Origin of the sequence: Thermotomaculum hydrothermale, from assembly GCF_016592575.1 — a bacterium.
Taxonomy (GTDB): Bacteria; Acidobacteriota; Holophagae; order Thermotomaculales; family Thermotomaculaceae; genus Thermotomaculum; species Thermotomaculum hydrothermale.
Genome location: NZ_AP017470.1, coordinates 115,289 through 137,930, shown reverse-complemented (window position 1 = coordinate 137,930; position 22,642 = coordinate 115,289). Strand labels below are relative to the sequence as shown.

At 36.6% G+C, this 22,642-nt stretch carries 24 protein-coding genes and 1 other RNA gene; 3 read left to right on the top strand and 22 right to left on the bottom strand.

Annotated features, from left to right (window positions below):
• Positions 1-39: 39 nt before the first annotated feature.
• Positions 40-786, bottom strand: coding sequence for an SDR family NAD(P)-dependent oxidoreductase (locus tag TTHT_RS00680; RefSeq protein WP_201328115.1), 747 nt, complete (start codon positions 784-786; stop codon positions 40-42).
• 87 nt (positions 787-873) lie between these two features.
• Between TTHT_RS00680 and argF the strand changes: the two genes are divergently transcribed.
• The 3 genes from argF to TTHT_RS00665 all read left to right on the top strand — a co-directional run bounded on the left by argF (position 874) and on the right by TTHT_RS00665 (position 3,031).
• On the top strand, positions 874-1,851 hold the full coding sequence (gene argF / locus TTHT_RS00675; protein WP_201328114.1) for an ornithine carbamoyltransferase: 978 nt from the start codon (positions 874-876) through the stop codon (positions 1,849-1,851).
• A gap of 126 nt (positions 1,852-1,977) precedes the next feature.
• Positions 1,978-2,310, top strand: a complete 333-nt coding sequence (locus TTHT_RS00670; RefSeq protein ID WP_201328113.1) for a hypothetical protein — start codon at positions 1,978-1,980, stop codon at positions 2,308-2,310.
• A 1-nt stretch (position 2,311) separates the two neighbouring features.
• Complete coding sequence (locus TTHT_RS00665) at positions 2,312-3,031, top strand: zinc ribbon domain-containing protein (protein ID WP_269089389.1); 720 nt, start codon at positions 2,312-2,314, stop codon at positions 3,029-3,031.
• Between the two features lies 1 nt (position 3,032).
• Here the strand turns inward: TTHT_RS00665 and TTHT_RS00660 are convergent, their stop codons facing one another.
• The 21 genes from TTHT_RS00660 to rplT all read right to left on the bottom strand — a co-directional run bounded on the left by TTHT_RS00660 (position 3,033) and on the right by rplT (position 22,638).
• Complete coding sequence (locus TTHT_RS00660; protein WP_201328111.1) at positions 3,033-3,608, bottom strand: GerMN domain-containing protein; 576 nt, start codon at positions 3,606-3,608, stop codon at positions 3,033-3,035.
• The gene (locus TTHT_RS00655; RefSeq protein WP_201328110.1) at positions 3,598-5,271 is read right to left on the bottom strand and encodes an N-acetylmuramoyl-L-alanine amidase family protein; all 1,674 of its coding nucleotides are present in this window, start codon (positions 5,269-5,271) and stop codon (positions 3,598-3,600) included. Before TTHT_RS00655 ends, TTHT_RS00660 begins: the two co-directional genes overlap by 11 nt.
• A 49-nt stretch (positions 5,272-5,320) precedes the next feature.
• A complete protein-coding gene (gene thiC / locus TTHT_RS00650; protein ID WP_201328109.1) occupies positions 5,321-6,601 on the bottom strand; it encodes a phosphomethylpyrimidine synthase ThiC in 1,281 nt (426 codons plus the stop codon).
• A gap of 16 nt (positions 6,602-6,617) precedes the next feature.
• Complete coding sequence (locus TTHT_RS00645) at positions 6,618-7,289, bottom strand: hypothetical protein (RefSeq protein WP_201328108.1); 672 nt, start codon at positions 7,287-7,289, stop codon at positions 6,618-6,620.
• Entirely contained in the window at positions 7,289-8,053 is a 765-nt protein-coding gene (locus TTHT_RS00640; RefSeq protein ID WP_201328107.1) for a type III pantothenate kinase, read from the bottom strand. Before TTHT_RS00640 ends, TTHT_RS00645 begins: the two co-directional genes overlap by 1 nt.
• A 3-nt stretch (positions 8,054-8,056) precedes the next feature.
• A complete protein-coding gene (locus tag TTHT_RS00635) occupies positions 8,057-8,710 on the bottom strand; it encodes an HD domain-containing protein (RefSeq protein ID WP_201328106.1) in 654 nt (217 codons plus the stop codon).
• Positions 8,703-9,479: an SDR family oxidoreductase gene (locus tag TTHT_RS00630; protein WP_201328105.1), complete on the bottom strand. Its 777-nt coding sequence runs from the start codon at positions 9,477-9,479 to the stop codon at positions 8,703-8,705. Before TTHT_RS00630 ends, TTHT_RS00635 begins: the two co-directional genes overlap by 8 nt.
• A complete protein-coding gene (locus TTHT_RS00625; RefSeq protein WP_201328104.1) occupies positions 9,476-11,125 on the bottom strand; it encodes an NAD+ synthase in 1,650 nt (549 codons plus the stop codon). The genes TTHT_RS00630 and TTHT_RS00625 overlap by 4 nt, the downstream gene beginning before the upstream one ends.
• A gap of 95 nt (positions 11,126-11,220) precedes the next feature.
• Positions 11,221-13,092, bottom strand: a complete 1,872-nt coding sequence (locus TTHT_RS00620; protein ID WP_201328103.1) for a potassium transporter Kup — start codon at positions 13,090-13,092, stop codon at positions 11,221-11,223.
• A gap of 9 nt (positions 13,093-13,101) precedes the next feature.
• A complete protein-coding gene (locus tag TTHT_RS00615; protein WP_201328102.1) occupies positions 13,102-13,938 on the bottom strand; it encodes a hypothetical protein in 837 nt (278 codons plus the stop codon).
• A gap of 1 nt (position 13,939) precedes the next feature.
• Complete coding sequence (locus tag TTHT_RS00610; protein WP_201328101.1) at positions 13,940-15,097, bottom strand: serine hydrolase domain-containing protein; 1,158 nt, start codon at positions 15,095-15,097, stop codon at positions 13,940-13,942.
• Positions 15,084-15,839 (bottom strand): 16S rRNA (adenine(1518)-N(6)/adenine(1519)-N(6))-dimethyltransferase RsmA, encoded by a 756-nt coding sequence (rsmA, locus tag TTHT_RS00605; RefSeq protein ID WP_201328100.1) that lies wholly within the window; start codon positions 15,837-15,839, stop codon positions 15,084-15,086. The genes TTHT_RS00610 and rsmA overlap by 14 nt, the downstream gene beginning before the upstream one ends.
• A gap of 9 nt (positions 15,840-15,848) precedes the next feature.
• A complete protein-coding gene (locus TTHT_RS00600; RefSeq protein ID WP_201328099.1) occupies positions 15,849-16,124 on the bottom strand; it encodes a hypothetical protein in 276 nt (91 codons plus the stop codon).
• Entirely contained in the window at positions 16,106-16,903 is a 798-nt protein-coding gene (locus TTHT_RS00595; protein ID WP_201328098.1) for a TIGR00282 family metallophosphoesterase, read from the bottom strand. The genes TTHT_RS00600 and TTHT_RS00595 overlap by 19 nt, the downstream gene beginning before the upstream one ends.
• A gap of 3 nt (positions 16,904-16,906) precedes the next feature.
• Positions 16,907-18,472, bottom strand: a complete 1,566-nt coding sequence (gene rny / locus TTHT_RS00590; protein WP_201328097.1) for a ribonuclease Y — start codon at positions 18,470-18,472, stop codon at positions 16,907-16,909.
• Between the two features lie 25 nt (positions 18,473-18,497).
• Positions 18,498-18,675, bottom strand: a non-coding RNA gene (ssrS, locus tag TTHT_RS00585) — 6S RNA.
• Positions 18,664-18,969 carry a cell division protein ZapA gene (locus tag TTHT_RS00580; RefSeq protein WP_201328096.1) on the bottom strand — a complete coding sequence of 102 codons (306 nt, stop codon included), beginning with the start codon at positions 18,967-18,969 and terminating at the stop codon, positions 18,664-18,666. The genes ssrS and TTHT_RS00580 overlap by 12 nt, the downstream gene beginning before the upstream one ends.
• Positions 18,970-18,981: 12 nt before the next feature.
• A complete protein-coding gene (locus TTHT_RS00575; protein WP_201328095.1) occupies positions 18,982-19,197 on the bottom strand; it encodes a hypothetical protein in 216 nt (71 codons plus the stop codon).
• Positions 19,194-21,239, bottom strand: coding sequence for a phenylalanine--tRNA ligase subunit beta (gene pheT, locus TTHT_RS00570; protein WP_201328094.1), 2,046 nt, complete (start codon positions 21,237-21,239; stop codon positions 19,194-19,196). Before pheT ends, TTHT_RS00575 begins: the two co-directional genes overlap by 4 nt.
• Before the next feature lie 9 nt (positions 21,240-21,248).
• Positions 21,249-22,280, bottom strand: a complete 1,032-nt coding sequence (gene pheS, locus TTHT_RS00565; RefSeq protein ID WP_201328093.1) for a phenylalanine--tRNA ligase subunit alpha — start codon at positions 22,278-22,280, stop codon at positions 21,249-21,251.
• Between the two features lies 1 nt (position 22,281).
• Positions 22,282-22,638, bottom strand: a complete 357-nt coding sequence (rplT, locus tag TTHT_RS00560) for a 50S ribosomal protein L20 (RefSeq protein WP_201328092.1) — start codon at positions 22,636-22,638, stop codon at positions 22,282-22,284.
• Positions 22,639-22,642: the final 4 nt, after the last annotated feature.

Here is a 22,642-nt window from a genome sequence, read left to right as displayed (position 1 = left end):
TTAATCCTCCCCAAAAAATACTCGGCAAATTATAACACATTATCCACATAAAACACTGCCGCCGTTTACATTGAAAATTTCTCCGCAAACAGCTGAGGCTAAATCTGAGGCAAGGAAAACAATTGGCCATGCTATTTCAACAGGCTCAGGAATTCTTCCAATTGGAATTGTTTTTCTGATTTTCTCCTTACCATCCCCTGCAAACGGTTTTTCGTTTAATTCTGTATCAACCCAGCCTGGTGCAACACAGTTTGTTATTATTCCCTTTGGTGCAAGCTCAGATGAAAGAGACTTTGTATAGGCAATTATTGCCCCCTTTGTTGCCGCATAGTGGGAATGTTCAGCCTCTCCCCTCTGTCCCGCTGTTGAGGATACATGGACAATCCTTCCCTTTGTTTCGTCTTTCAGCCATTTAGATACAAGGTAATCTGTTACAAGGTAAACAGAGCGTAAGTTGTTTTTTATCATATTATCCCATACCTTGTAATCAAAGCTTCCTGCATAGAGATAATCCCAGATTCCAGCATTGTTAACTAAAATATCAACCCTGCCAAATTTAGAGTATGCAAAACTAACAAGGGATTTTGCTGTTTCAACCTCTGAAATATCCCCCTTGAAAACTTCAATGTTTGAAAATTCATCCTTTAATTTTTGAGCAGCTTTATCATTTGAACGGTAGGACGCAACAACATTGGCACCAAATTTTGCAAATAATCTGCTTGTTTCCAATCCAATTCCCCTTGTTCCCCCTGTTACAATTGCTGTCTTACCATTAAAATCAAACATATTACCTCCCTGATAGAAGTTTTTTTTATTATTGCATAAAAAAATTACTGTTATAATTCAAAGGTAAAAATTTTTAGGGGGTTTAATATGCCTGTAAATTTGAGAGGAAGAAATTTTTTAACACTTCTTGACTTCACACCAGAAGAGATAAATTATCTTTTAGACCTTGCATCAGTTTTAAAAGACCAGAAAAAAGCAGGAATTTACGGAGAAAATTTAAAGCACAAAAACATTGCACTAATCTTTGAAAAACCTTCAACAAGAACAAGGTGTGCTTTTACAGTTGCATGCATTGATGAAGGCGCTCACCCTGAATACCTTGGAAAAGGGGATATTCAGTTGGGAAAAAAGGAAACAGTTAAAGATACCGCAAGGGTTTTAGGCAGAATGTTTGACGGAATTGAGTTTAGAGGATTTAAACATGAAACAGTTGAAGAGCTGGCAAAATGGGCTGGAGTGCCTGTGTGGAATGGTTTGACTGACAAATTCCATCCAACTCAAATTTTGGCTGACTTTTTAACTGTAAAAGAGAATTTCGGCTATTTAAAGGGGATAAAATTTGCATACATGGGAGATGGAAGAAACAATATGGCAAATTCACTTATGGTTGGTGCTGCAAAAATGGGAATGGATTTCAGGATTGTTGCACCAGAGAATATGTATCCAGAAAAGGAATTAATAGAAAAGTGCAAAGAGATTGCAAAGGAAACAGGAGCAAAGCTCACATTTACTCCAGATGTAAAAGAGGGAGTAAAAGATTGCCAGGTAATATACACAGATGTATGGGCTTCAATGGGAGAAGAGGACAAAATCCCTGAAAGGATTAAGATTTTAAAGCCATATCAGGTAAATATGAATGTGATTAAAGCAACTGGAAGAGAGGATGTAATATTCCTGCACTGTTTGCCAGCATTCCACAACACAGAAACTGAACTGGCAAAAAAATTCCCTGATATTTGTGAGGTAACAGAAGAGGTATTTGAAAGCAAACATTCAAAAGTCTTTGACCAGGCTGAAAATAGAATGCACACTATTAAGGCTGTAATGGTTGCCACATTGGCTTAAATTAACAACTTTTTCTATAATCCAGGGGGGTTTCCCCCTTTTTTTGTTTTCTTAAATAAAAATTAAAAAAAATTTGTTTTTTAAAAAAAATTAATTATAATTTAATCAAAGAGTTAGGGAATAAATATGAAAAAGGGTGATAATTTTTTTGTTATAATTTTCTCTTTTCTTTTCCCTCTCATGCTTATAGGGTGGGGAATTAGAGAAAGTTTAACAAAATCTCAAAAAAAGGTTGAAACTGAAGGATTGCTTTTTAACCTTATCTTTTTGTTTGCTCTAATTTTCTTAAAGTATTTAAGCTTAATCCCTATTCTTGGAATTGTTTTTTCATTTCTTTTTACAATATTTTTATGGTTTTATGTGTTAGCTTTTGTTGTGATTGTTATAATAAAAAGTAACGATATTGAGAAAGAACTTCCATTTATTTCTTTTTATGCAGAAAGGTTAATGGGCAAATAAAATGTATTGTCCAAATTGTGGCGCAAAATTGCCAGACAAAAAGTCAAAATATTGTCCAGCATGTGGAACTCCAATAATATCAGCGAATAAAACAAGCCCTATAATTGATGCCATAATATTGGGAAGTATAATTGTACTTTTTATTTTTGCAGTTATTAAAATAAGCCAGCTTATTACTGATTACAGATTATCAAAGATAAAAGAAACTCGAGCAAGCATAAAAGTAAATGAAAAAAATAACACTCCAAATGGACAAGCCCCGGAAGTAATGGCTCCCAGAGCACCGGGTAAATCCCCCATATCAGGGATAATGGAACCGAAAATGATACTTATACAAGATATTAATAATGCTTTAAAAGGGGTAACCCATGAACTTGAAATTAATTACAATAAAACATTAAATGGATACGAAGTTGATGTAACAATCTACAAAAATAAGGCATTAACTTTAAATCAGTACTTTGATATGTTCGCAAATGTGCTTTCATTATGCTATGGAAATAACAAAAATAATGTAAAATTCGTTATATGCAAGGTTAAAGATAAAGACAAAATAAAGCTGTCAGTGGCAGTCGGAGCTGAGGCGGCATCTAAAATCCCTATTTACACATGGGAGGTACTTGGAAGAAATGGAGTTGCTCTTGTTAGATGGATAGAAAAACATCAAACGCCTCCTTCAGTTGGTAAAATTTTAATGTGCAGATATTACAACAATATGTGATTTAAAAAGATTCTGAAGTAAAATAACCGGAACAGTCAAGATGCCCCATTACTGAGTCTATCTCCTCACCATCAATCAAAAAATAAACCTTTTTATATTTCGGGGATATATCAAGCACAGTTTTCACAACCGCCTCTAAAAATAACTTTTCTCCCTTTACTCCCCCTATAAACGCATTTTCAGAATTTTTATGTAAGTCAATGTAAACTCTATCGCCGTATATAAATACATCTTTAAACTCTATGTTTTCAGGCACTGAAGGCTTTAAATTTGAAACAGGGCCTAATTTTAAACTCCTTAAAACCTGCTTAATCATTGAGGTTTTTTCTTTTAAATCAAAAACCTGCCTTTTTTCAGTTTTCAACTCATTTGTGTATGGGTTTATAAAGTAAAGATTTATTATCCTGAATTTAAGCTTTTCGCTTTCATCAGGTTTAATTTCATCCTTTTGCTCTTGATTTTCGTTTTCAGTTTGAACACTTTTAGCCACAATTTCATTTTGAGTTTTTTTCCCATTGCAGGCAAATAACAAAAAAAGCACAGCAGTAATTATTATAAAAAAGGCTTTATTCTTCATCCTCATTATCCGATAATTTTTTCATTCTTAACTCGTAATAAATTCTATATCTATCCACACTATTTGCTATTACATTTACAACCCTGTTCTGATAATCCTCTGACTTTAACTTTGTTTCTTCAACAGGATTTGAAAGAAAGCCAACCTCAACAAGCACCCCTGGCATATCAAGCCCCTTCAAAACAACTAAAGGTGCCTGCTTCACTCCCCTGTCTCTTATCCCCATAAGGTTGTTTAAACCTTCCTGAATAAATTCCCCTAATTTTTCACTATCTTTAATGTACTCTCTTTGAGCCATATCCCAGAGTATAAATGAGACTGAAGATTGCTCATCCTTTCCCTTATTATCTTTGGATTTAGAATTTTTTATCTCCCTGTTTTCAAAAGCTATGGTATCTGAAACCTGTTTGTAACCATCAAGGCTCAATATGTATGTTTCCGCCCCTGAAGCCTTCCTGTAAGATGCATTAAGATGAATTGATATAAACAAATCCCCTTTATTTGAGTTTGCAATCCCTGTTCTATCCTTCAATGGAACATAAACATCTGTATACCTTGTTAAAACCACCTCATAGCCCCTTTTTTTCAGCTCTTTACCTAACTTGTATGCTATCTGTAAAGCAATATCCTTCTCCATTGTCCCATCTTTGCTTACAGCCCCGTTGTCCTCACCACCATGGCCGGGGTCAATAATTATCTTTTTAATCGTATGTTTGGTGGCATCAAGCTCAACTGCTGCTTTGTTTAAAGTGTCCACTTTGGGGTTATAAAAGTCTTTTGAGTAAAAATAAATCTTCAACTCATCAAAGTTTCTGTCAAAATAGCCTGAAATTTTATCCGTTTTTTCTTTAAGTTCAAAATTAATCTCAGTTTCCCTGCCAAAAAATTTAACATCCACAATCTTAAAAAATTTGCTTTCAAGTTCAATTAATTTTTCTTTTTCAATATTGAATCTTGCATTAACCGTAAGATAGGCATTTTTATCTGTCTTTATTAAATTGTATTTAATTTTCGCAGGACATTTAAAGGTGAGAATAGCATAAGGCTCTGTTTCCTTTAACTCAAAGTTAATTTTTACAGGTTTTTCTCTTCCTACAACAAAGGTTCCAGAGTTTTTATCATAGCCTACAACCTTGTTTATCAACTCTGGCAATCCTTTTACAAGGAAATCATATCTAAAATAAACCTGTCCGTCTTTAATCAGTATGTCAACAGGGATAATAATTGGCTCTGGTGGTTTAAAATCAGGCTTTTCTTTCTCCTTTTCATCAACATAGAGTTTTGTCGATTTAATTAAAAAATGCTTTAAATCAAGGGAAAACTCATTTTCGTCAATTACAATTTTGTATTCATCATTTGAAATTTTTTGATAGTCTAAACCAGCCTGCTTTAAAGGATTAAAAACCGATTCAATGGTAAAATAAGGAATATTATCCTGGATTATATAGTTTAAATAAAATATCTTTCCGTTTACTAAAAATGCGAAGTTTTCAGGCCACCTGCTTTCTTCATTATTTTCAGTTTCTGTTTTACTTTCAGTTTCTATAACCTGATTTTTTTTGTTTAACTCCTCTTGCTGAGTAACCGTTTGAGCAAAAACAGAGAATCCAAAAACCAGAATAATAACTGATAGAAGCATCTTAAACAAATGTTTTTTTCCCATCAAACCGCCTTCCAAAAACAAATAGTCTTATGGTTTTATTATATCAGCATTATTTAAAAACATCGTTTAATGTTTTAAGGGCGCAGAACTCTCCACACATACTGCACACATTCTCGTTTTGAGGCTCAATCTCTCCCCTCATCTTCCTTGCAGTTTCCTCGTCGATACACTCTTTAAACATACCTTCCCAGTTCAACTCTTTTCTGTACTTACTCATTCTGTAATCCCATTCTTTTGCTCCCGGGATTCCTTTTGCTATGTCTGCCGCATGGGCTGCAATCTTACTTGCAATTACACCAACTTTTACATCGTCCACAGTAGGAAGCCTTAAATGCTCTGCGGGTGTTACATAGCATAGAAAATCAGCACCGCTCATTGCAGCAACAGCCCCACCTATCGCAGCAGTTATGTGGTCGTAGCCTGGAGCCACATCAGTTACAATTGGCCCTAAAACATAGAAAGGTGCATTGTTGCAAAGGGATTTTTGAATTTTCATATTTGTTTCAACCTGGTCTAAAGGCACATGCCCTGGGCCTTCAATCATTACCTGAACCCCGTTTTCAACCGCATACTGGGCAAGTTCACCTAAAATTATTAATTCCTGAATCTGTGCCCTGTCAGTTGCGTCTTCAATTGCACCTGGCCTCATTCCATCTCCAAGGCTTATTGTCATCTCGTACTTTTTGCAAATCTCAAGAAGCCTGTCAAAGTATTGGTACAAGGGATTTTCTTTTTCATTTAAAACCATCCATTCAATTAAAAGAGAGCCTCCCCTTGAAACAACATCGGCAAGCCTTCCCTGCTTTCTCATTCTTTCTACAGACTCCATTGTAATTCCGCAGTGAACTGTAATAAAATCCACCCCGTCTTTTCCGTGCTGCTCTATTGCGTCAAATATATCGTCTGCTGTAAGCCTCATTATTGTACCCTTGTGCTTTCCTGCCTTTAAAAATGCTTCATAAACAGGGACAGTGCCCACAGGGACAGGAGAATTCTTTACAACCTGAAGCCTTGTGTCCCTTGCCTTATCCCCTGTGGATAAGTCCATTACAGCATCCGCTCCGTACTTAACAGCAATTTTTAACTTTTCAAGCTCTTCTTCAATATCTTCATGGTCTTGAGAGGTGCCTATGTTTGCATTAACCTTTATCCTTAATCCTTTTCCAATAGCGCAGGGCTTATCTAAAGTTTTAAGGTTGTTGTGGGGAACAACTATTGTTCCCTCTAAAATTCCGCTAACTATATGGTCAAGGTGAACATTTTCAAGCTCTGCCACCTTTTTTAAAACATCAGGAATATTACCTTTTCTCAATTGTTCAATTATGCTCATATCCTTCTCCTTTCTATCAACCAAACAAAGATATATTAGGAAATTTTAATTTTTCAAAAACAATTTGTTTTTTAAATCTATCTATAACATCGGGAGAAATCTCTTTCCCAATTGACTCCACCAGAGAATTTACCTCTATTTCCACTTCCTCTTTTAGCCACTTCAATTCGCTGTTTAGAATATCAAAAATTTTTTCTGTTGCAAACTCAAAAATAGACTCCATCTCCCCCTCAGCATCTTCCAGTGTTAACTCTTCCACCTTGTCTTTTAAATTCACCAATCTGTTAGTTACTTCCTGACAAACAGATTTTACAGACTTATGAGCTTTGTTCAAAGCATCAATTATTTCATCTATCCTGTTTACAATAAAATCTTTCTCACTTTCTCCCGATACAAGGTATGAGCCTGTGCCCTTTCGCTTATAATCCTGCCATACTTCTTCAATATGGTCTTTGACATGGGTTAAAAAATAAATCCTTTTTGTTTTTCTCTTACTCTTTTTCTTCTTTTCGTAAAACCTGTCAATCCCTTTGAAGATAATCTTTAAAGGAACACCCTCATTGTAGAAATATTCAACTACCTCAAACTCCTCTGGAGAGAGAAGGACAGCCCTGTCTCTTTTAAGCGCAAAATAACTTTCAACTTTAAAAAAGTATTCTTCAAAAGTGGTATTTTCTTTGTTGCACATTAGTCTTTGTTTTTCTCAAAAAGTATTCTCAACCCTTCAAGGGTAAGTTTATCGTCAATGACTCCAATCAGTTTACACTCTTTTGCTATAACCCTTGCAAGACCACCTGTAGCAACAACCTTTGCACCGGGCAACTCTTCAAGCATTCTCTTCAAAACCTCTTTAACAAGCCCAACATATCCGAAAAACAACCCTGATTGGATATTGGTAACCGTATTTCTTCCAATTGCCTGTTTTGGCTTTCTAATCTCAACCTCAGGCAATTTCGCAGCTTTTTCAAAAAGGGAAAAAGCTGAAATCTTCAAACCGGGAGCAATTGCCCCCCCTAAAAATTCGTTTTTCTCGTTTATTGCGTCAAAAGTAGTTGCAGTACCGAAATCCACAACTATTAAAGGCGGTTTATACTTATTAATTGCAGCAACACAGTCAACAATTCTGTCTGCTCCAACCTCTGCAGGATTTTCAACATTTAAAGCAAGCCCTGTTTTTATCCCAGGCTTAACAAATAGAGGCTTAATTTTAAAGTAGTTAAGGGACATAAAATATATAATTTCGTCAAGTGGAGGAACAACGCAGGAGACTATTATGTTTTTGACCTCTCTGTAATCAATTCCCTGAAGGGACAAAAGGTTTCTTACAAGGATTCCATACTCATCCATAGTCTGGTTAATGTTTGTGGTAAGCCTGAAATCCATAATTAGTTTTGAATCTTTAAAAACCCCTATTGTGGTGTTAGTGTTACCAATATCAAGTGCCAATAACATAGCTTACTCCAATCTAAATTCGTTATCTAACTGTTTATAAAATGATATCAAAATTTCAGCCCTTTCTTTACCTATTTTTTTTGCAGTTTCAGTGTGAAATCCCTTAACAATGTCAGGAACAAGGTTAGCCCACTTTAATCCCCTTTCCACAATCCCCTTTGTATCAATTCCACCAAAAGCACCTGCTATAGCAAGGGAATGGGCAAGGGATAATGCTCCAACCTTTGTTAATTTGTCAGCATCCCAGAGGATTTTCCCTTCAAGGCATCTATTTTTGTTGTCTTTAAACAACCCGACATGATTTCTTATAGCCTCTGCCACATGCTCTATTTCACTATCTGAAAAGTCGTTTATATCCTTTAAAATCTTTTTTGCCATTTCGGCGCTTTTGTAACCGTGGTGCTTGTTTTTCCCCTCTTTTATAAAAAAACTTTTGCCTATATCGTGAAGATAGCACGCTGCCACAATTACTTTTAAATCTCCACCTTCATGCCTTTGAAGGAATTTGCCATGCTTTACAACAGCCATTACATGCTCAAACCTGTAATCAAAGGGAATTCCTCCTCCTGAATGCTTCCACAAAGCGGCTGCTTCCCTTTCAGTTTTTTCCCTTAATAAATTTTCAAGGTATCTTTCCCAGTGAAATTCTTTATTCATTGTTCTCCCTGTGAATTATTGTTGTTGTTGCCTGATTTGTAGGCATTATTATAACCTCGTTAATCTGGACATGAGGCGGTCTTGTAACAGTGTAGAGAATTAAATCAGCAATATCCTCTGGATAAAGAGGGGTTAAGCCTTTATAAACATTTGCCGCTTTCTCTTTATCTCCTTTAAACCTCACAACTGAAAACTCTGTTTCAACAAGCCCAGGGGCAATCTCTATAACCCTTAAAGGAGTGTCAACAAGTTCAATCCTTAAAGCACGAGATAATGCCTTTACAGCATGCTTTGTTGCACAGTAAACATTACCGCCGGGATAAACTTCTCTTCCTGCTATTGAGCCAACATTGACAATACTTCCCTTACCCTTTTTAACCATTTGAGGCACAAATAGGTTTGTTATATAAATCAATCCTTTTACATTTACATCAAACATTTTATCTATGTCTTCAACAGGCTTTTCAATAAGTTTTTCCATACCGTAAGCAAGCCCGGCATTATTTACAAGAATATCTGGTGCCTTTAATTCATCAGGAAGCGAGTTAAAGAAAGCCTCACACTGAGAAAAGTCTGAAACATCAACCTTTCCAATAAAAACCTTTACTTTATATTTTTCCTCAAGTGTTGATTTTAATGCTTCAAGCCTCTCAACCCTTCTTGCAATTAGAACAAGGTTGCAACCTTCCCTTGCAAAGTACTCTGCCGTTGCCTTACCTATTCCCGCTGTTGCGCCGGTAATTACAGCAATTTTATCTTTTAATTTCATAATACCCCCTGAATCTTTATTTTAGAACTAACTGGAAATCTAAATCCAGTGCCAAATGCCCTTGATGTTACCTTTAAAATAGGTGCAGCCTGCTTTCTTTTAAACTCAGATTTATGCACCAGATTTAACACATATTTTACTGTATTCTCATCAATACCTGTTTTTTTTACAATCTCTTGTGCTGATAGACAGTTTTCAATGTAATTTTCAAGAATCAGGTCAAGGGTATTGTAAGGGGGCAAACTATCTTCATCCTTTTGCCCCGGCTTTAACTCTGCTGAAGGGGGCTTTGTAATTATACTTTCAGGGATTATATTACCTAATTTTTCATTTATCCATTTTGCAAGGGAATATACCCTTGTTTTGTACAAATCCCCTAAAACAGCCAATGCCCCGCACATATCCCCATATATGGTTGCATAGCCAACAGCAAGCTCTGACTTATTCCCCGTATTCAAAAGTATTGAATTATTGTTGTTTGAATAGGCCATTAATATCAAGCCCCTCAACCTTGCCTGTAAATTTTGCTCTGTTATGTCTTTTAGATTCCCTATTTTTTCAGGGAGAAAATTCTTTAATGTTTCAAAGTACGGTGTTATCTCTATCTTTTTTAAGTTAATCCCTAAATTCTCCGCAAGTTTCACAGAATCATCAATGCTTGATTTGCTTGAATATGGGGAAGGAAGCATAATTCCAGTAACATTCTCTTTCCCCAATGCATACTTGGTAATTACTGCAACAAGGGCTGAATCTATCCCCCCGCTTAAGCCAAAATGCACTCTCTCTGCCCCAATTTTGGAAATAAAATCCCTCACTCCTGTAACAAGTGCATCAAAAATCAATTGGTTTTCGTCGTTTTCAATAGGAGAAGTTACCCCTTTTTCTTTTTCTGTATCCCAGACAACAAAGTCTTTATCAAATCGCTTTGCCTTTTTTATTATTTTTCCATCTCTATCAAAGAAACAGGAATCTCCGTCAAATATAATCCCGTCCATTCCACCTGCCTGATTTACAAAGATTAAAGGCTTATTATATTTCTTTGCAATATTGGAAAACATCTTTTCCCTTAAAAAAACCTTGCGGTAGTAAAAAGGGGAAGCGGCAATGTTTAAGATTATGTCGCAGCCCTGTTTTACCGTTTCCTCAATAGGGTCTAATTGGTATAAACCGTATGCCGGGGAAAATTCAGTATTCCATCCATCCTCACAAATTGTTACCCCTATTCTTTTGCCTTTTATTTCAAAAACAAAGTTGTCTTTCCCTTCCTCAAAGTATCTCTTTTCATTAAACACATCGTATGTTGGAAGAAGCCTTTTTCTGTAAATACCCTTTAACATTCCTTTTTCAAAAAAACCAACAGCGTTGAAAAAAGGCTTTCCCTTCCCGGTATTCTTCTCAACAAATCCTGTAAGAATGGAAACCTTATTACTCAACTGTTTAACTTTTTCTATGTAATTTTCTGTTTGCAACAAAAAATCGTGCTGAAAAATAATGTCTTCCGGCATATAACCGCATAGAGACAACTCCGGGAAGAGTATTAAATCGCAATTTTCTTTTTCTGCCTTTTTTACAAACTCAATTATTTGAGAAAAGTTGTATTCAAAGTCTGCAATGCGAGGATTTAACTGTCCTATTGCTATTTTCATAAAAACTCCATCAGTTTTCTTGCCTGACAATTATAACAAAAAAGAGTGAGTCAACAAAAAATAGGGGATTTGAAAAATTGAAAACTATTTGAGCATCACAATTCTAACGGCACACCTATTTCAATTGATTTTTCCACAGGTATGTGAAAGTACTCTATGCCGTCAACAGCCATATTTGAAAGCCTGATGTAAAGCCTCTTTCTCCACCTTGCCATTCCCTTTTTATCGCTTACTATTATCTTTTGTCTTCCTAAAAATACGCTAATGTCATCTTCGTCAATATCTATACCCTGTTGCTTTACAAGAGAAACAACATTCGGAAAGTTTTTGTCTTCCATAAAACCAAACCTTGCAACAACATACTTAAAACCTGAACCTAAATCCTGTATTTCTATTTTTTTGCTATTTGGCACCCTTGGAATTTCTTCCGTAATAAAGTGAAGGAAAATTACCTGAGAGTGGACAACCTTGTTGTGTTCAAGGTTGTGCAACAGTGCCCTTGGCACAACATCGGCTGTACCTGCTAAAAAGAATGCGTTTCCTCTAACCCTTACCGCATCTTTAAAAGGCTTTGATTGTCTGAAATCATCTAACTTTATAACGCTGTTTTTATACCTTTCATAGAGTATTTCCCTTCCCCTCTTCCAGGTTACAAGAAGGGTAAAGAACACACCACCAACAAGCAACGGAAACCATGCCCCGTGTGTAATTTTCCCTAAGTTTGTCAGGAAAAACATTAAATCAACAATTCCAAAAATACCGCAGACAACAAACACCTTTGTTTTACTCCACTTAAATCTCTCAATTGCCACAACGGCAAAGAGAATTGTGGTAACAAGCATTGTTGAGGTTACAGCCACACCGTATGCACCTGCAAGCTTTGTTGAAGAGCCAAACCCAATAACAAGCCCTATTGTGGCAATCATTAAAATCCAGTTTACAATGGGAACATAGATTTGCCCTTCCTGAGCTGCTGAGGTGTGAATTATCTTTAACCTTGGAAGATAACCCATTTCAACCGCCTGCATTGTAAGGGAAAAAGAGCCTGTAATTACAGCCTGAGAAGCGATTATTGTTGCCATTGTTGCAAGAATTACAGAGGGTATTAAAAGATAGGAAGGCATCATTGAAAAAAACGGGTTTTTAATAAATTCAGGGTGATTCAATAGCAGTGCCCCCTGACCAAAGTAATTTAACACCAAAGCAGGAAAAACAATTGTTCCCCATGTTAGCCTTATTGGTGTTTTTCCAAAATGCCCCATATCCGCATACATTGCTTCAGCACCGGTTACAACGAGGAATACAGAGCCTAAAACCATAAAACCGTGAAGTTTGTTCCTAATAAAAAAGCTTATCCCGTAATAGGGGTTTAACGCCTTAAAAACATGCAAATTATCAACTATATGGTAAGCCCCTGAAATCGCAAGAACTATAAACCAGATAAAAACAATTGGCCCGAAAAGGCCGCCAACCTTTGCCGTGCCCTTACTTTGAAACATAAATAGAATAACAAGAATAGCAATAGTCATAGGCACAACATAGGGGATAAATTTATCTGTCACAACCTCAAGACCCTCTAAAGCACTCATTACAGAAATTGCCGGGGTAATCATTCCGTCTCCGTACAAAAGAGAAGCAGCAAAAATCCCAATTGTTATAAGAATAAGCCTCTTTCTACCTGTTCTTTTAGGGTCTCTTGGATTAACCAAAGAGGTTAAAGCCATTATACCGCCTTCACCATCGTTGTTGGCATTTAAAACAAAAGCAAGGTATTTAATACTTACAACAAGGGTTAATGCCCAGAATATAAGGGATAACACCCCTAAAATATTTAAAGAATCAACCTTAATTCCATATTCACCGTAAAAACACTCTTTTATTGCATAGAGAGGGCTTGTACCTATATCCCCGAAAACAATCCCCAATGCTGCTATTGAAAGCTTAAAAAGGTTGTCTTTTTTCTCCATTAAAGCCCCCTAAAAGGATTTTTTATCTATACAATCAATTATTTTCTCTATTCCCATAACTTTGAAGTATAATGTTGAATCTCCATCACATTCAGAAACCCACTGCCTTAAAAGTGGTATCTGTCTTTTTAAATCTTCTTCAGGTGAAAAACTTGCAAGAATAATGTGTACCTCTTTGAAATAGTTTTTCAATGTTTTTGCAAGCTGGTTTAAGTATCTGATTTTTTCTCTTACCTTTTTGCCCTTTTCAGCATGAGATTTACCTAAATCAATAAAGTAATTTACACATGATTTGCACTCATACCCCTCAATATAATCCTTACCCCAGAAAACGACATCAAGGTTTTTCCCTGTCACAGTATCTCTTCCACACTTTATCTCAAGAACCTCTCTGTTAAGCATAGGCTGGCAATGCATGGATAATAAATCAACATCACCCCTTTTTACAGGCCCAATTCTATAGAGTATCTCCTCAAAAAGCCTGCCCTTTCTCAGTGAAATCACATCGTCCTGCGGGATTTCAATTCCGCTTGAATTTTCACTGTGTTTTTCAAAAAATGCCAGTATTAAAAACTTTAAGGTTATTGAATCCTCTTTTGATAACTCAAGCATTCTCAAAAATTCGTCTAACTTCCCGGATGCCCTGAAACAGTCAAAGTCATTTATATGGTCAACACTCTCAAGCAAACTTGCAAGGGAAAGGATAAGAGTTTTCCTTAAACTTCCCTTTTTGCATGCAACAAAATCAGCAAGGTCTTTTGTAGGCTGGCCTAAAAACCTTTCCTTTTCAACATAACAACTAAACATGTTTTTTCTAACTGGTTTTAAATTTTTCTTATGCTTCATTTTATTTATCCTTCACGCAATCTATTACAAGTTTTAAAAACTCTGTTTCAACCCAGTCATCATGCTCAGGGTCATTGTCGTTCCCAAGCCTTACCGCAACAATGTCATAATCAGGGATTACAAAAATCTGCTGGGTATGAATACCCCATGCAAGGTAAATATCAGAGGGAAGGTTATAATTTTGATAATCAGAGAAAACAGGCATTAGCCAGAATGAATAACCGTACCAGTTAATGTTTTGATAGGCTGGAGATGTTGATTTTTCAACCCACTCTCTACTTACAATCTGATTGCCATCCCAGTTACCCTTATGAAGGTAAAGCAAACCAAACCTTGCATAATCCCTTAAGGTTAAACCTATCCCCCACGCTGTAATAACATTTCCTGCATTATCCCTCTGCCAGTAATGTCTCTCTATCCCAATTTTGTCAAAGAGGTTTTCAACGGCAAACTGTTCAACATCTTCCCCTGTTGCCTCTTTCAATATTCCGCTTAAAAGCATTGAATCCCCGCTTGAATAGTTGAAAAAGGAACCAGGTTGGTGAATACAGTTTTTGCTTAAAACATATTCAAGGTAATTGTCTGCGCTCTGGTACATTATAAAAGCGTCGTTTTGAGATGTATCTCCATAGTAATCGTGTTCGTTCCATTCAAGCCCGCTTGTCATTGTAAGCAGATTTTTTACAGTAATTTTATTCCTGCAATCTGAATCTGGAAGGTCATCCCATTGGGGGTAAAAATCCTTCACAAATACATTTTCATCTGTAAGATAGCCTTTGTCTATTGCAATCCCTGTTAAACAAGACGATATGCTCTTTGCAATAGAGTAGCTTTCGTGCAAAGTGTCTGGGGTAAAACCATTCAAGTATGTTTCAAAAACGATATAGTTGTGCCTCAATATTATTAAACCTTCTGTTTTTATGTTTGGGTTGGCTGCGTAATTGTAAACCTTAACGAGTTTTTTTGAATCCATCCCCACCTCTTCAGGGGTGCATTCCCTGAAAGATTGTGTTGGGAAGTAACTGCCTTCAAATTTACCGCTTCCTAAAAATGGGTAATTTTGTGGATTTAAATTTGCTGAAATTTTTGCACTTCCACCACCGCAGGAAATAAATAAAACCAGAAAAAGAGATAAAAGAAAAAATTTAATTTTTTTCATTTGACACCTCAAGGTACAACTTAAAAATTTCCTCAATGCTCATACCATCTATTCTAATATCTTCCCTTAAATTCATTTTCAAGTAAATAACTTTTAGCCTATCCCTTTCCATCATTCCCATTAATTTTTTAAACAAAACCTTTCTCCTGTTTTGAAAAGCAACTTTAAGAAAATTAAGATACTTTTTAAAATTAAAATCTAAAATATTTTCCTTTCTCTCAAAAAACAGAACAGCCGAATCCACCTTGGGGGGTGGGGAAAAAGCACCGGGCTTTAATTTTAATACCTCTTTTACATTATAATAGGGATAAACTGCACAGGAAAGAAGGGAGACTTCTTTTGAAATCTTGTCAGCAACCTCTTTCTGGTACATTAACACCATTTGCGGAATTTTTTTGTAAAATTTCAAAAGTAAAATTGTTACAGGCGAAGAAATATTGTATGGAAGGTTTGAAGCAACATAGAAACTTTCAAGCTTTGAAAAGATTTTTTCCCCATCAGTTAAAACATCGCCGTTTATAACCTCACATTTTTCTTTAAATTTATCTTTTAAAAAAGGGATTAATTCACTATCTTTTTCAATAACTATAACTTTTTCAAATTTTTCAATAAGATGTTTGGTTAAAATCCCCTCGCCTGCACCAATCTCAACGCAGGTTATCCCGCTATTCAAATATGAAACAATTTTCTCTGCAATCTGTGGGTTTGTGAGAAAGTGCTGGCCTAAGGATTTCTTCCTCAATTTAAAATCCTATTTAAACCACTCTTCAAGCTTCTCAACAAGCTTTTTTACCTGTTTTTCATTTGTAATGTTAAATTTAGAGTGGACATTGTATTTCCCGTTTCTCTTTTGGTACTTTACAAGCCTTATCTTCTTTTCTCCAAATTCACCGTCCCTACCCTTTTCCCTGTAAAGGTAAACAACGGTAACCCATGCACCACCCTTTGACAGTACAAACTTATCAAGTTCCTCAACAACCAATTCGCCATTGTCATACCATTCTATAGTTAATTCTTCAATCTCCATTCCTCAAACTCCTTTTTTGATTTAAAGAAAATTCTTTTTATGCTTCTTATATTATCATCTAATTCAACAATAACTGCACAAAACCACCAGTCTCCTCCGGCAGGCTCAAACCTTTGAGGCAATCCTGTAACCATTCTCTTTATTGCACCCTCTTTCTTTACCCCTATTATTGAGTCTGACGCACCGCACATTCCAACATCGGTAATAAAAAGGGTGCCATTGGGAAGCATTCTCTCATCTGCAGTTTGAACATGGGTATGGGTGCCAACAACAATATCGATTTTACCATCAAAGTAATTTGCAAAAGCTGCCTTTTCTGCCGTTGCCTCTGCATGAAAGTCAACAAAAATGTAATCAGCTTTTTTTTCTTCAAGCAACCTTTCTAAAGCCCTGAAAGGACAGTCAATTGGAGGCATAAAAGCCCTTCCAAGCAAATTTGTTATTAAAAGTGTTTTGTTACCAGGCAGTTTTTCAATCCTGTATGTATTGCCGGGAACTGAAGGGGGATAATTTAACGGCCTTAAAACATCTGGATAGTCTTCAATAAATTCTAAAGCAGCCTTTTTATCAAATATATGGTTTCCAGAGGTAAAACAGTTAATCCCTGCCTGCCTCATCTCCTGAATTGTTTCCTCTGTAATTCCATTGCCGTGGGCAAGGTTTTCGCAGTTTGCAATTGTGTAATCGATATTTTCTTTCTTAAAAAGAACAGGCAGAACTTCCTTTACCGAAGCCCTGCCTGTTTTTCCGACAATATCACCAATAAAGAGAATTTTCATTTTTTACCTTGCGTACTCAACAGCCCTTGTTTCCCTTATAATGGTTACCTTAATCTGTCCCGGATAATCTAACTCTTCTTCAATCCTTCTTGCTATCTCTTTTGAAAGCCAGTAGATTTTATCATCGTCAACAAGGTCGCTGTTAACAATAACCCTGATTTCTCTTCCTGCCTGAATAGCATAGGATTTATGTACCCCTTCAAAAGAGGAAGCAATTTCTTCAAGCTTTTCAAGCCTTCTTATATAACTTTCCAGAATTTCTCTTCTTGCGCCAGGCCTTGCTGCGCTTAAAGCATCCGCAGACTGAACTATAACCGCCTCAACTGTCTTTGGTTCAACATCTCCGTGGTGTGCCTCAACAGCATGGATAACCTCTTCAGATTCGCCGAAACGCCTCAACAAATCAACACCTATTTCAACGTGTGTTCCCTCAACCTCTTTGTCAATAGCCTTTCCTATATCGTGGAGAAGTGCAGCCCTCTTTGCAACCTTAACATTTGCCCCTAACTCATGAGCCATGAAAGCGGCAATGTATGCAACCTCTTTAGAGTGCTGCAAAATATTCTGGCCATAAGAAGTTCTGTACTTCAACCTTCCAATTAATTTTATAAGTTTAGGGTGAATATCTCCTATTCCTAATTCAAATACAGTGTTTTCACCCTCTTTTTTGATTTCTGCATCAAGCTCAAGTTTTACCTTTTCTACAACATCTTCAATTCTCGCAGGGTGAATTCTGCCGTCTGCAATAAGTTTTTCAAGTGCAAGCCTTGCAACTTCCCTTCTTATTGGGTCAAATGAGGATAAAATTACAGCCTCAGGGGTATCGTCAATAATTAAATCAACCCCTGTTGCCTTTTCAATTGCCCTGATATTTCTTCCCTCTCTACCAATAATTCTACCCTTCATCTCATCGTTAGGCAAATCCACAACAGAAACTGTGGATTCTGAAACATAGTCTGAGGCAGATTTTTGAATAGCAAGGCTGATAATTTCCCTTGCCTTGTTTTTGGCTGTAAACTCAGCTTCTTCTTCCATTTTTCTGAGCTTTTTAACAATATCCTTTTTAGCGTCTTCTTCAAGCAACCTCATTAACTCTCTCTTAGCCTCTTCCCTTGAATAACCTGAAATCTGCTCCAAAGTCTCCATCTCTTTGGAAATTAATTTCTGCAATTCTTCTCTGTCTTTAATAAGGCCTTCCTGCAACTGCTTTAATTCTCTTTCCTTCTGTTGCAATTCAAGGTCTTTCTTGTCAAGGTAATTAGACCTTTGCTCTAAAATGTCCTCTTTCTTGTCTAACTTTTTCTCTAACTCTTCAAGATGTCTTCTTTTGCCTTCTAATTCTTTTTCAATCTTGTCTCTAATCTGTTGTTTGATTTCTCTTACTTCAATCTCTGCCGCTTTTTTTATCTGCTCTGCTTCTTTTTTTGCGCTTTCAATGATATTTTTTACTTTATATTCGGCAGTTTCAAGAAGCTGTCTGTCTTTTCTGGATTTATAGGCAATAAAACCTATCAAACCCAGCAGAATCAGGAAAAGAGCTCCTGCAATAATCCACGGTACAATAGTCATTTCAACCTCCCCATCTTACGCCACGAAAAACCCCGTGAAACCGTGTGGCGGCAATATTTGACCCTGACCTCGTCAGGTGGGCGTCTCTATTCCAGTTCGGGCTTCCTGTAACAATCAGGCCTGCTCGCCCCTGGAATATCTGACTCCCTAAAATATGGTGTTGGCTCAAAATTTGCCCACCATCACGGGTTTCACAGGAAATCTTTTCTTTCCAAAGAACTGTCAATCAGGTTAATTAACTCTTTAATCTTTTTGGCGTACTTTAAGTCTTTTTCTTTTTTATTACAATCTCCTAACAATGTTAAATAGTTGTTAACAAGGACAATGGAAGTTAACAACAAAACATTGTAAAAGTCTATCACCCCGGTCTGGGATGAAACCTCCCTCATTTTTGCGTCAAGGTAATTTACAATCTTGTAAACATGCTCTTCTTTTTCTTTTGAGGATATAGTAAATTCTTTTCCAAATACTTCTATGTTGTATTTATTTAGTGTCATTTTTATCTCTCTTTAGTTTTCAATGAGCCTGTTTACCTTCTCAATTAAACCCTCAACTGTTTTTTCAGCGTTTTTCAAAATTTCAATCTTTTTTAACATCTCTCCGTTTTCAATCCTTAACCTTTCAACTTCACTTCTGAGAGATTCAACTTCCTGTTTTAATTTCCCGTTCTGATCTATAACTGCATTTAATTTGTATTCAAGCTCTTTTAAAAGATTTTCTATCATCTCAATTCTGCCCCAAAGTTTTCAACAATTGCCTTAATAATTTTTTCGTGCAATTGATTTACCTCGTCACTGCTTAAAGTCCTATCATCAGCCTGAAAAACAAAATTCAAAGCTAAACTTACCTTACCCTCAGGTATTCCCTTCCCTTCATACCTATCAAACAACCTGAAATCTACCAGGTATGGAATGTCAAGAGAATGTACTACCTTCTCAATATCGGAAAATTTTATAGTTTTGTCAATGATAAAAGCAGAATCCCTTTCAACTTTAGGGAATAAGCTGAAAGGCTTGTACTTAAATTCTTTTAAGCCTTTTCCAATAATCCTGTCAATGCTTAATTCAAAGCCAACTGCAGGCAAATCAACTTCATAGTGATTTAAAACATTTTCTGAAAAATCACCTATTGCCCCTATCTCTTCATTATCTAAAAGTATCCGTGCTCCATGACCTTTCTTAAAGCAAGGCCAATCAATATTTTCAAACTCAACCTTTTTACCATTAAGCCTTTCCACTATAGTTTCAACTATCCCTTTTAATCTGTAAAAATCAATAGTGTACTCTGTCCCATTCCAGTCTTTGCCATGCTCACCTGAAACTGCAATTGCGGAAACAAAGTATTCTTCTTTTGCAAGTTCTCCGTCTTTCACATAGGTTTTGCCTATCTCAAAAAGCCTTGCATTTCTATTGCCATAGTTTACATTTTTTGCAAATGGATAAAACAAGGACGCAAAAACAGTTGTTCTCATTACAGACATATTTTCAGAAAGTGGATTTGAGATTTGAACCATATCTTCAACAGCAGGGTTTAAAGTTAAATTGTCCTCTTTTGAACAAAAAGAGTAAGAAATTGCCTCAAAGAAACCTGCTTTAATCAACTCTTCAGAGGCAACTTCAATTGCTTTATCCCTGTCTGTTTTTGTTTTCCCGGGAGTTACAATTAAAGGCAATGTTGAATCAAACCTGTTGTAACCGTACATCCTTGCAATTTCTTCAATTAAATCAATCTCCCTCCACACATCCACTCTGTATGAGGGAACTGAATAATCAAAGTAATTTTCTCCCTCGTCAATAAGGTCAAATCCTAAGTTAGCAAGGGTTTTTTTGATAAAGTTTGGTTCAATCCTTCTCCCGAGAATTTTGTTTACCCTGTCAAGGTAAAGCCTTACCCTTTTTGGCTCAAACTTCTCCAGATAAACATCAATCGTCTCAGAGCAAAGTGTACCGCCGGCATACTCAACCATTAACTGAGCTGCCCTGTCGGCCGCCTTTTTCAACACCTCAATATCTGCGCCCCTCTCAAACCTGTATGAAGAGTCTGTATGAAGAGCAAGTCTTTTAGAGGTTTTTCTTATTGTTGCAGGGTCAAAATATGCTGACTCAATTACAACATCCTTTGTATCTTCCCTGATTTCAGAGTTTTCTCCACCCATAATGCCTGCCAGTGCAATGCCCCTTTTGGCATCGGCAATTAGCAAATCTGATGGATTTAATTCCCTTTCAACTCCATCAAGGGTAATGAATTTCTCCCCCTGTTTTGCGCTTCTTACAATTATCTTTTTACCTTCAATAAACCTGTAGTCAAAGGCATGAAGGGGATGCCCCATTTCCCACAGAACAAAGTTTGTTATATCCACAACATTGTTTATAGAGCGAATGCCTACCGATTCAAGCAATTCAACCATCCAGTCAGGAGAAGGCCCTATTTTTACATCTTTCACAACCCTTGCCACATATCTTTTGCACCTTGAATCTTCAATCTCAACAGAGACAAAATCTGAAGCTTTGCATGAAGAGTTTTCCTCAACAGAAATTTCCGGATATTCAATCTCCCCATGCCCCGATGCAGCAATCTCCCTTGCAAGGCCTAAATAATTCATAGCATCAGGCCTGTTTGTTGTAATATCTATGTCAAAAATCACATCATTTTCTTTTTCAATTATTGAATCAACAGTTAACCCCTGTTCAGTTAAAATCTCTGCAATCTTTTCATGCCCTAAATCTGTTTTAATATGCCTTTTTAGCCACTTTACACTGAATTCCATAGTTTTTCCCTACCTGAATTGCTTTAAAAATCTTATATCATTGTCAAAGAATAGCCTTATGTCAGATATGCCGTATTTAAGCATTGCAATTCTCTCAACACCTAAACCAAAGGCAAAACCTGTAACCTTCTCAGGGTCATAGCCAACATTTTCAAAAACCACAGGGTCAACCATCCCTGCCCCTAAAATTTCAAGCCAGCCACTTCCTTTGCAAACCCTGCACCCTTCTCCACCACACATAATGCATGATACATCAACCTCTGCTGAAGGCTCTGTGAAAGGGAAGAAAGAAGGCCTCAACCTTAGCCTCGCTTTTTCACCAAAAAGCTTTTTCAAGAATGTATCAAGGGTGCCTTTTAAATCCTGAAATGTAATATTCTCACCTACAACAAGCCCTTCAATCTGATGAAACATAGGGGAGTGGGTAATATCTGCGTCTTTTCTATAAACCCTGCCAGGCATAATTACCTTAAACGGGGGTTTTCTTGTCTTCATTACATGAATCTGAACATTTGAAGTGTGAGTCCTCAAAACAACATCCTCTGATATGTAAAATGTGTCCTGAGTGTCCCTTGCAGGGTGGGTTTTAGGGATTCCTAAAGCCTCAAAGTTGTACCAGTCGCTTTCAACCTCAGGCCCTGAAGCAATATCATAACCCATTGATACAAAAATCTCTTCAATCAATTCCCTTGTTATTGTTAAGGGGTGTTTCCCCCCTTCAAGGCCTTTGAAACCTGGAAGGGTTATGTCAAAGAATTTTTTCTTCTCTTCTAATTCCTGCTGTTTTTTCTTAATTGTTTCCCCAGCCTCTTTTAGAGACTGCTCAACAAACACCTTAAACTTGTTTATCTCCTGGCCTAATTTAGGCTTAAATTCTCTGTCAACTGTCCTTAAAAGGTCAAGCAGGGATTTTACAATCCCTGCCTTTCTTCCTAAATACTTAACCCTAAGCTCTTCAAAAGCTTTGAGGGATTCTATCTTGTTTAGCTCTTCTTCAAATTGTTTTTTATATTCTTCTATTTTTTCAAGAACCTGTTTCATTTTAGTTTAATGCTTCTTTTGCCTTTTCAACAAGTTTGCCAAAAGCATCAATGTCGTTTACCGCAATGTCAGCAAGAACCTTTCTGTCAAGTTCAATACCAGCAAGCTTAAGCCCGTGTATAAAGTTTGAATACTTCATATCATACATTCTTGCTGCTGCATTAATCCTTGCAATCCAGAGAGACCTGAAATCTCTCTTTTTTCTCTTTCTGTCTCTGTATGCAAAAACAAGCGCTCTTTCAACAGTCTCTTTAGCGGTTCTATAGAGATTACCCCTCGAGCTATAATAACCCTTCGCTAATTTTAAAATCTTTTTTCTTCTATTCTTTTTTCTCGGTCCTCTTTTTACTCTTGTCATTTTA

Bases quoted from the DNA above. Each gene is read 5' to 3' on its own strand.
- rny (WP_201328097.1), bottom strand. From the start codon at position 18,472: ATGACTATTGTACCGTGGATTATTGCAGGAGCTCTTTTCCTGATTCTG.
- TTHT_RS00645 (WP_201328108.1), bottom strand. From the start codon at position 7,289: ATGTGCAACAAAGAAAATACCACTTTTGAAGAATACTTTTTTAAAGTT.
- TTHT_RS00580 (WP_201328096.1), bottom strand. From the start codon at position 18,969: ATGACACTAAATAAATACAACATAGAAGTATTTGGAAAAGAATTTACT.
- TTHT_RS00630 (WP_201328105.1), bottom strand. From the start codon at position 9,479: ATGAAATTAAAAGATAAAATTGCTGTAATTACCGGCGCAACAGCGGGA.
- TTHT_RS00655 (WP_201328110.1), bottom strand. From the start codon at position 5,271: ATGGGAAAAAAACATTTGTTTAAGATGCTTCTATCAGTTATTATTCTG.
- pheS (WP_201328093.1), bottom strand. From the start codon at position 22,280: ATGAAACAGGTTCTTGAAAAAATAGAAGAATATAAAAAACAATTTGAA.
- TTHT_RS00610 (WP_201328101.1), bottom strand. From the start codon at position 15,097: ATGAAAAAAATTAAATTTTTTCTTTTATCTCTTTTTCTGGTTTTATTT.
- TTHT_RS00680 (WP_201328115.1), bottom strand. From the start codon at position 786: ATGTTTGATTTTAATGGTAAGACAGCAATTGTAACAGGGGGAACAAGG.
- TTHT_RS00635 (WP_201328106.1), bottom strand. From the start codon at position 8,710: ATGAATAAAGAATTTCACTGGGAAAGATACCTTGAAAATTTATTAAGG.
- TTHT_RS00615 (WP_201328102.1), bottom strand. From the start codon at position 13,938: ATGAAGCATAAGAAAAATTTAAAACCAGTTAGAAAAAACATGTTTAGT.
- thiC (WP_201328109.1), bottom strand. From the start codon at position 6,601: ATGAGCATAATTGAACAATTGAGAAAAGGTAATATTCCTGATGTTTTA.
- TTHT_RS00600 (WP_201328099.1), bottom strand. From the start codon at position 16,124: ATGGAGATTGAAGAATTAACTATAGAATGGTATGACAATGGCGAATTG.
- argF (WP_201328114.1), top strand. From the start codon at position 874: ATGCCTGTAAATTTGAGAGGAAGAAATTTTTTAACACTTCTTGACTTC.
- TTHT_RS00575 (WP_201328095.1), bottom strand. From the start codon at position 19,197: ATGATAGAAAATCTTTTAAAAGAGCTTGAATACAAATTAAATGCAGTT.
- rplT (WP_201328092.1), bottom strand. From the start codon at position 22,638: ATGACAAGAGTAAAAAGAGGACCGAGAAAAAAGAATAGAAGAAAAAAG.
- TTHT_RS00595 (WP_201328098.1), bottom strand. From the start codon at position 16,903: ATGAAAATTCTCTTTATTGGTGATATTGTCGGAAAAACAGGCAGGGCT.
- TTHT_RS00660 (WP_201328111.1), bottom strand. From the start codon at position 3,608: ATGAAGAATAAAGCCTTTTTTATAATAATTACTGCTGTGCTTTTTTTG.
- TTHT_RS00670 (WP_201328113.1), top strand. From the start codon at position 1,978: ATGAAAAAGGGTGATAATTTTTTTGTTATAATTTTCTCTTTTCTTTTC.
- pheT (WP_201328094.1), bottom strand. From the start codon at position 21,239: ATGGAATTCAGTGTAAAGTGGCTAAAAAGGCATATTAAAACAGATTTA.
- TTHT_RS00640 (WP_201328107.1), bottom strand. From the start codon at position 8,053: ATGTTATTGGCACTTGATATTGGTAACACTAACACCACAATAGGGGTT.
- TTHT_RS00665 (WP_269089389.1), top strand. From the start codon at position 2,312: ATGTATTGTCCAAATTGTGGCGCAAAATTGCCAGACAAAAAGTCAAAA.
- TTHT_RS00625 (WP_201328104.1), bottom strand. From the start codon at position 11,125: ATGAAAATAGCAATAGGACAGTTAAATCCTCGCATTGCAGACTTTGAA.
- TTHT_RS00620 (WP_201328103.1), bottom strand. From the start codon at position 13,092: ATGGAGAAAAAAGACAACCTTTTTAAGCTTTCAATAGCAGCATTGGGG.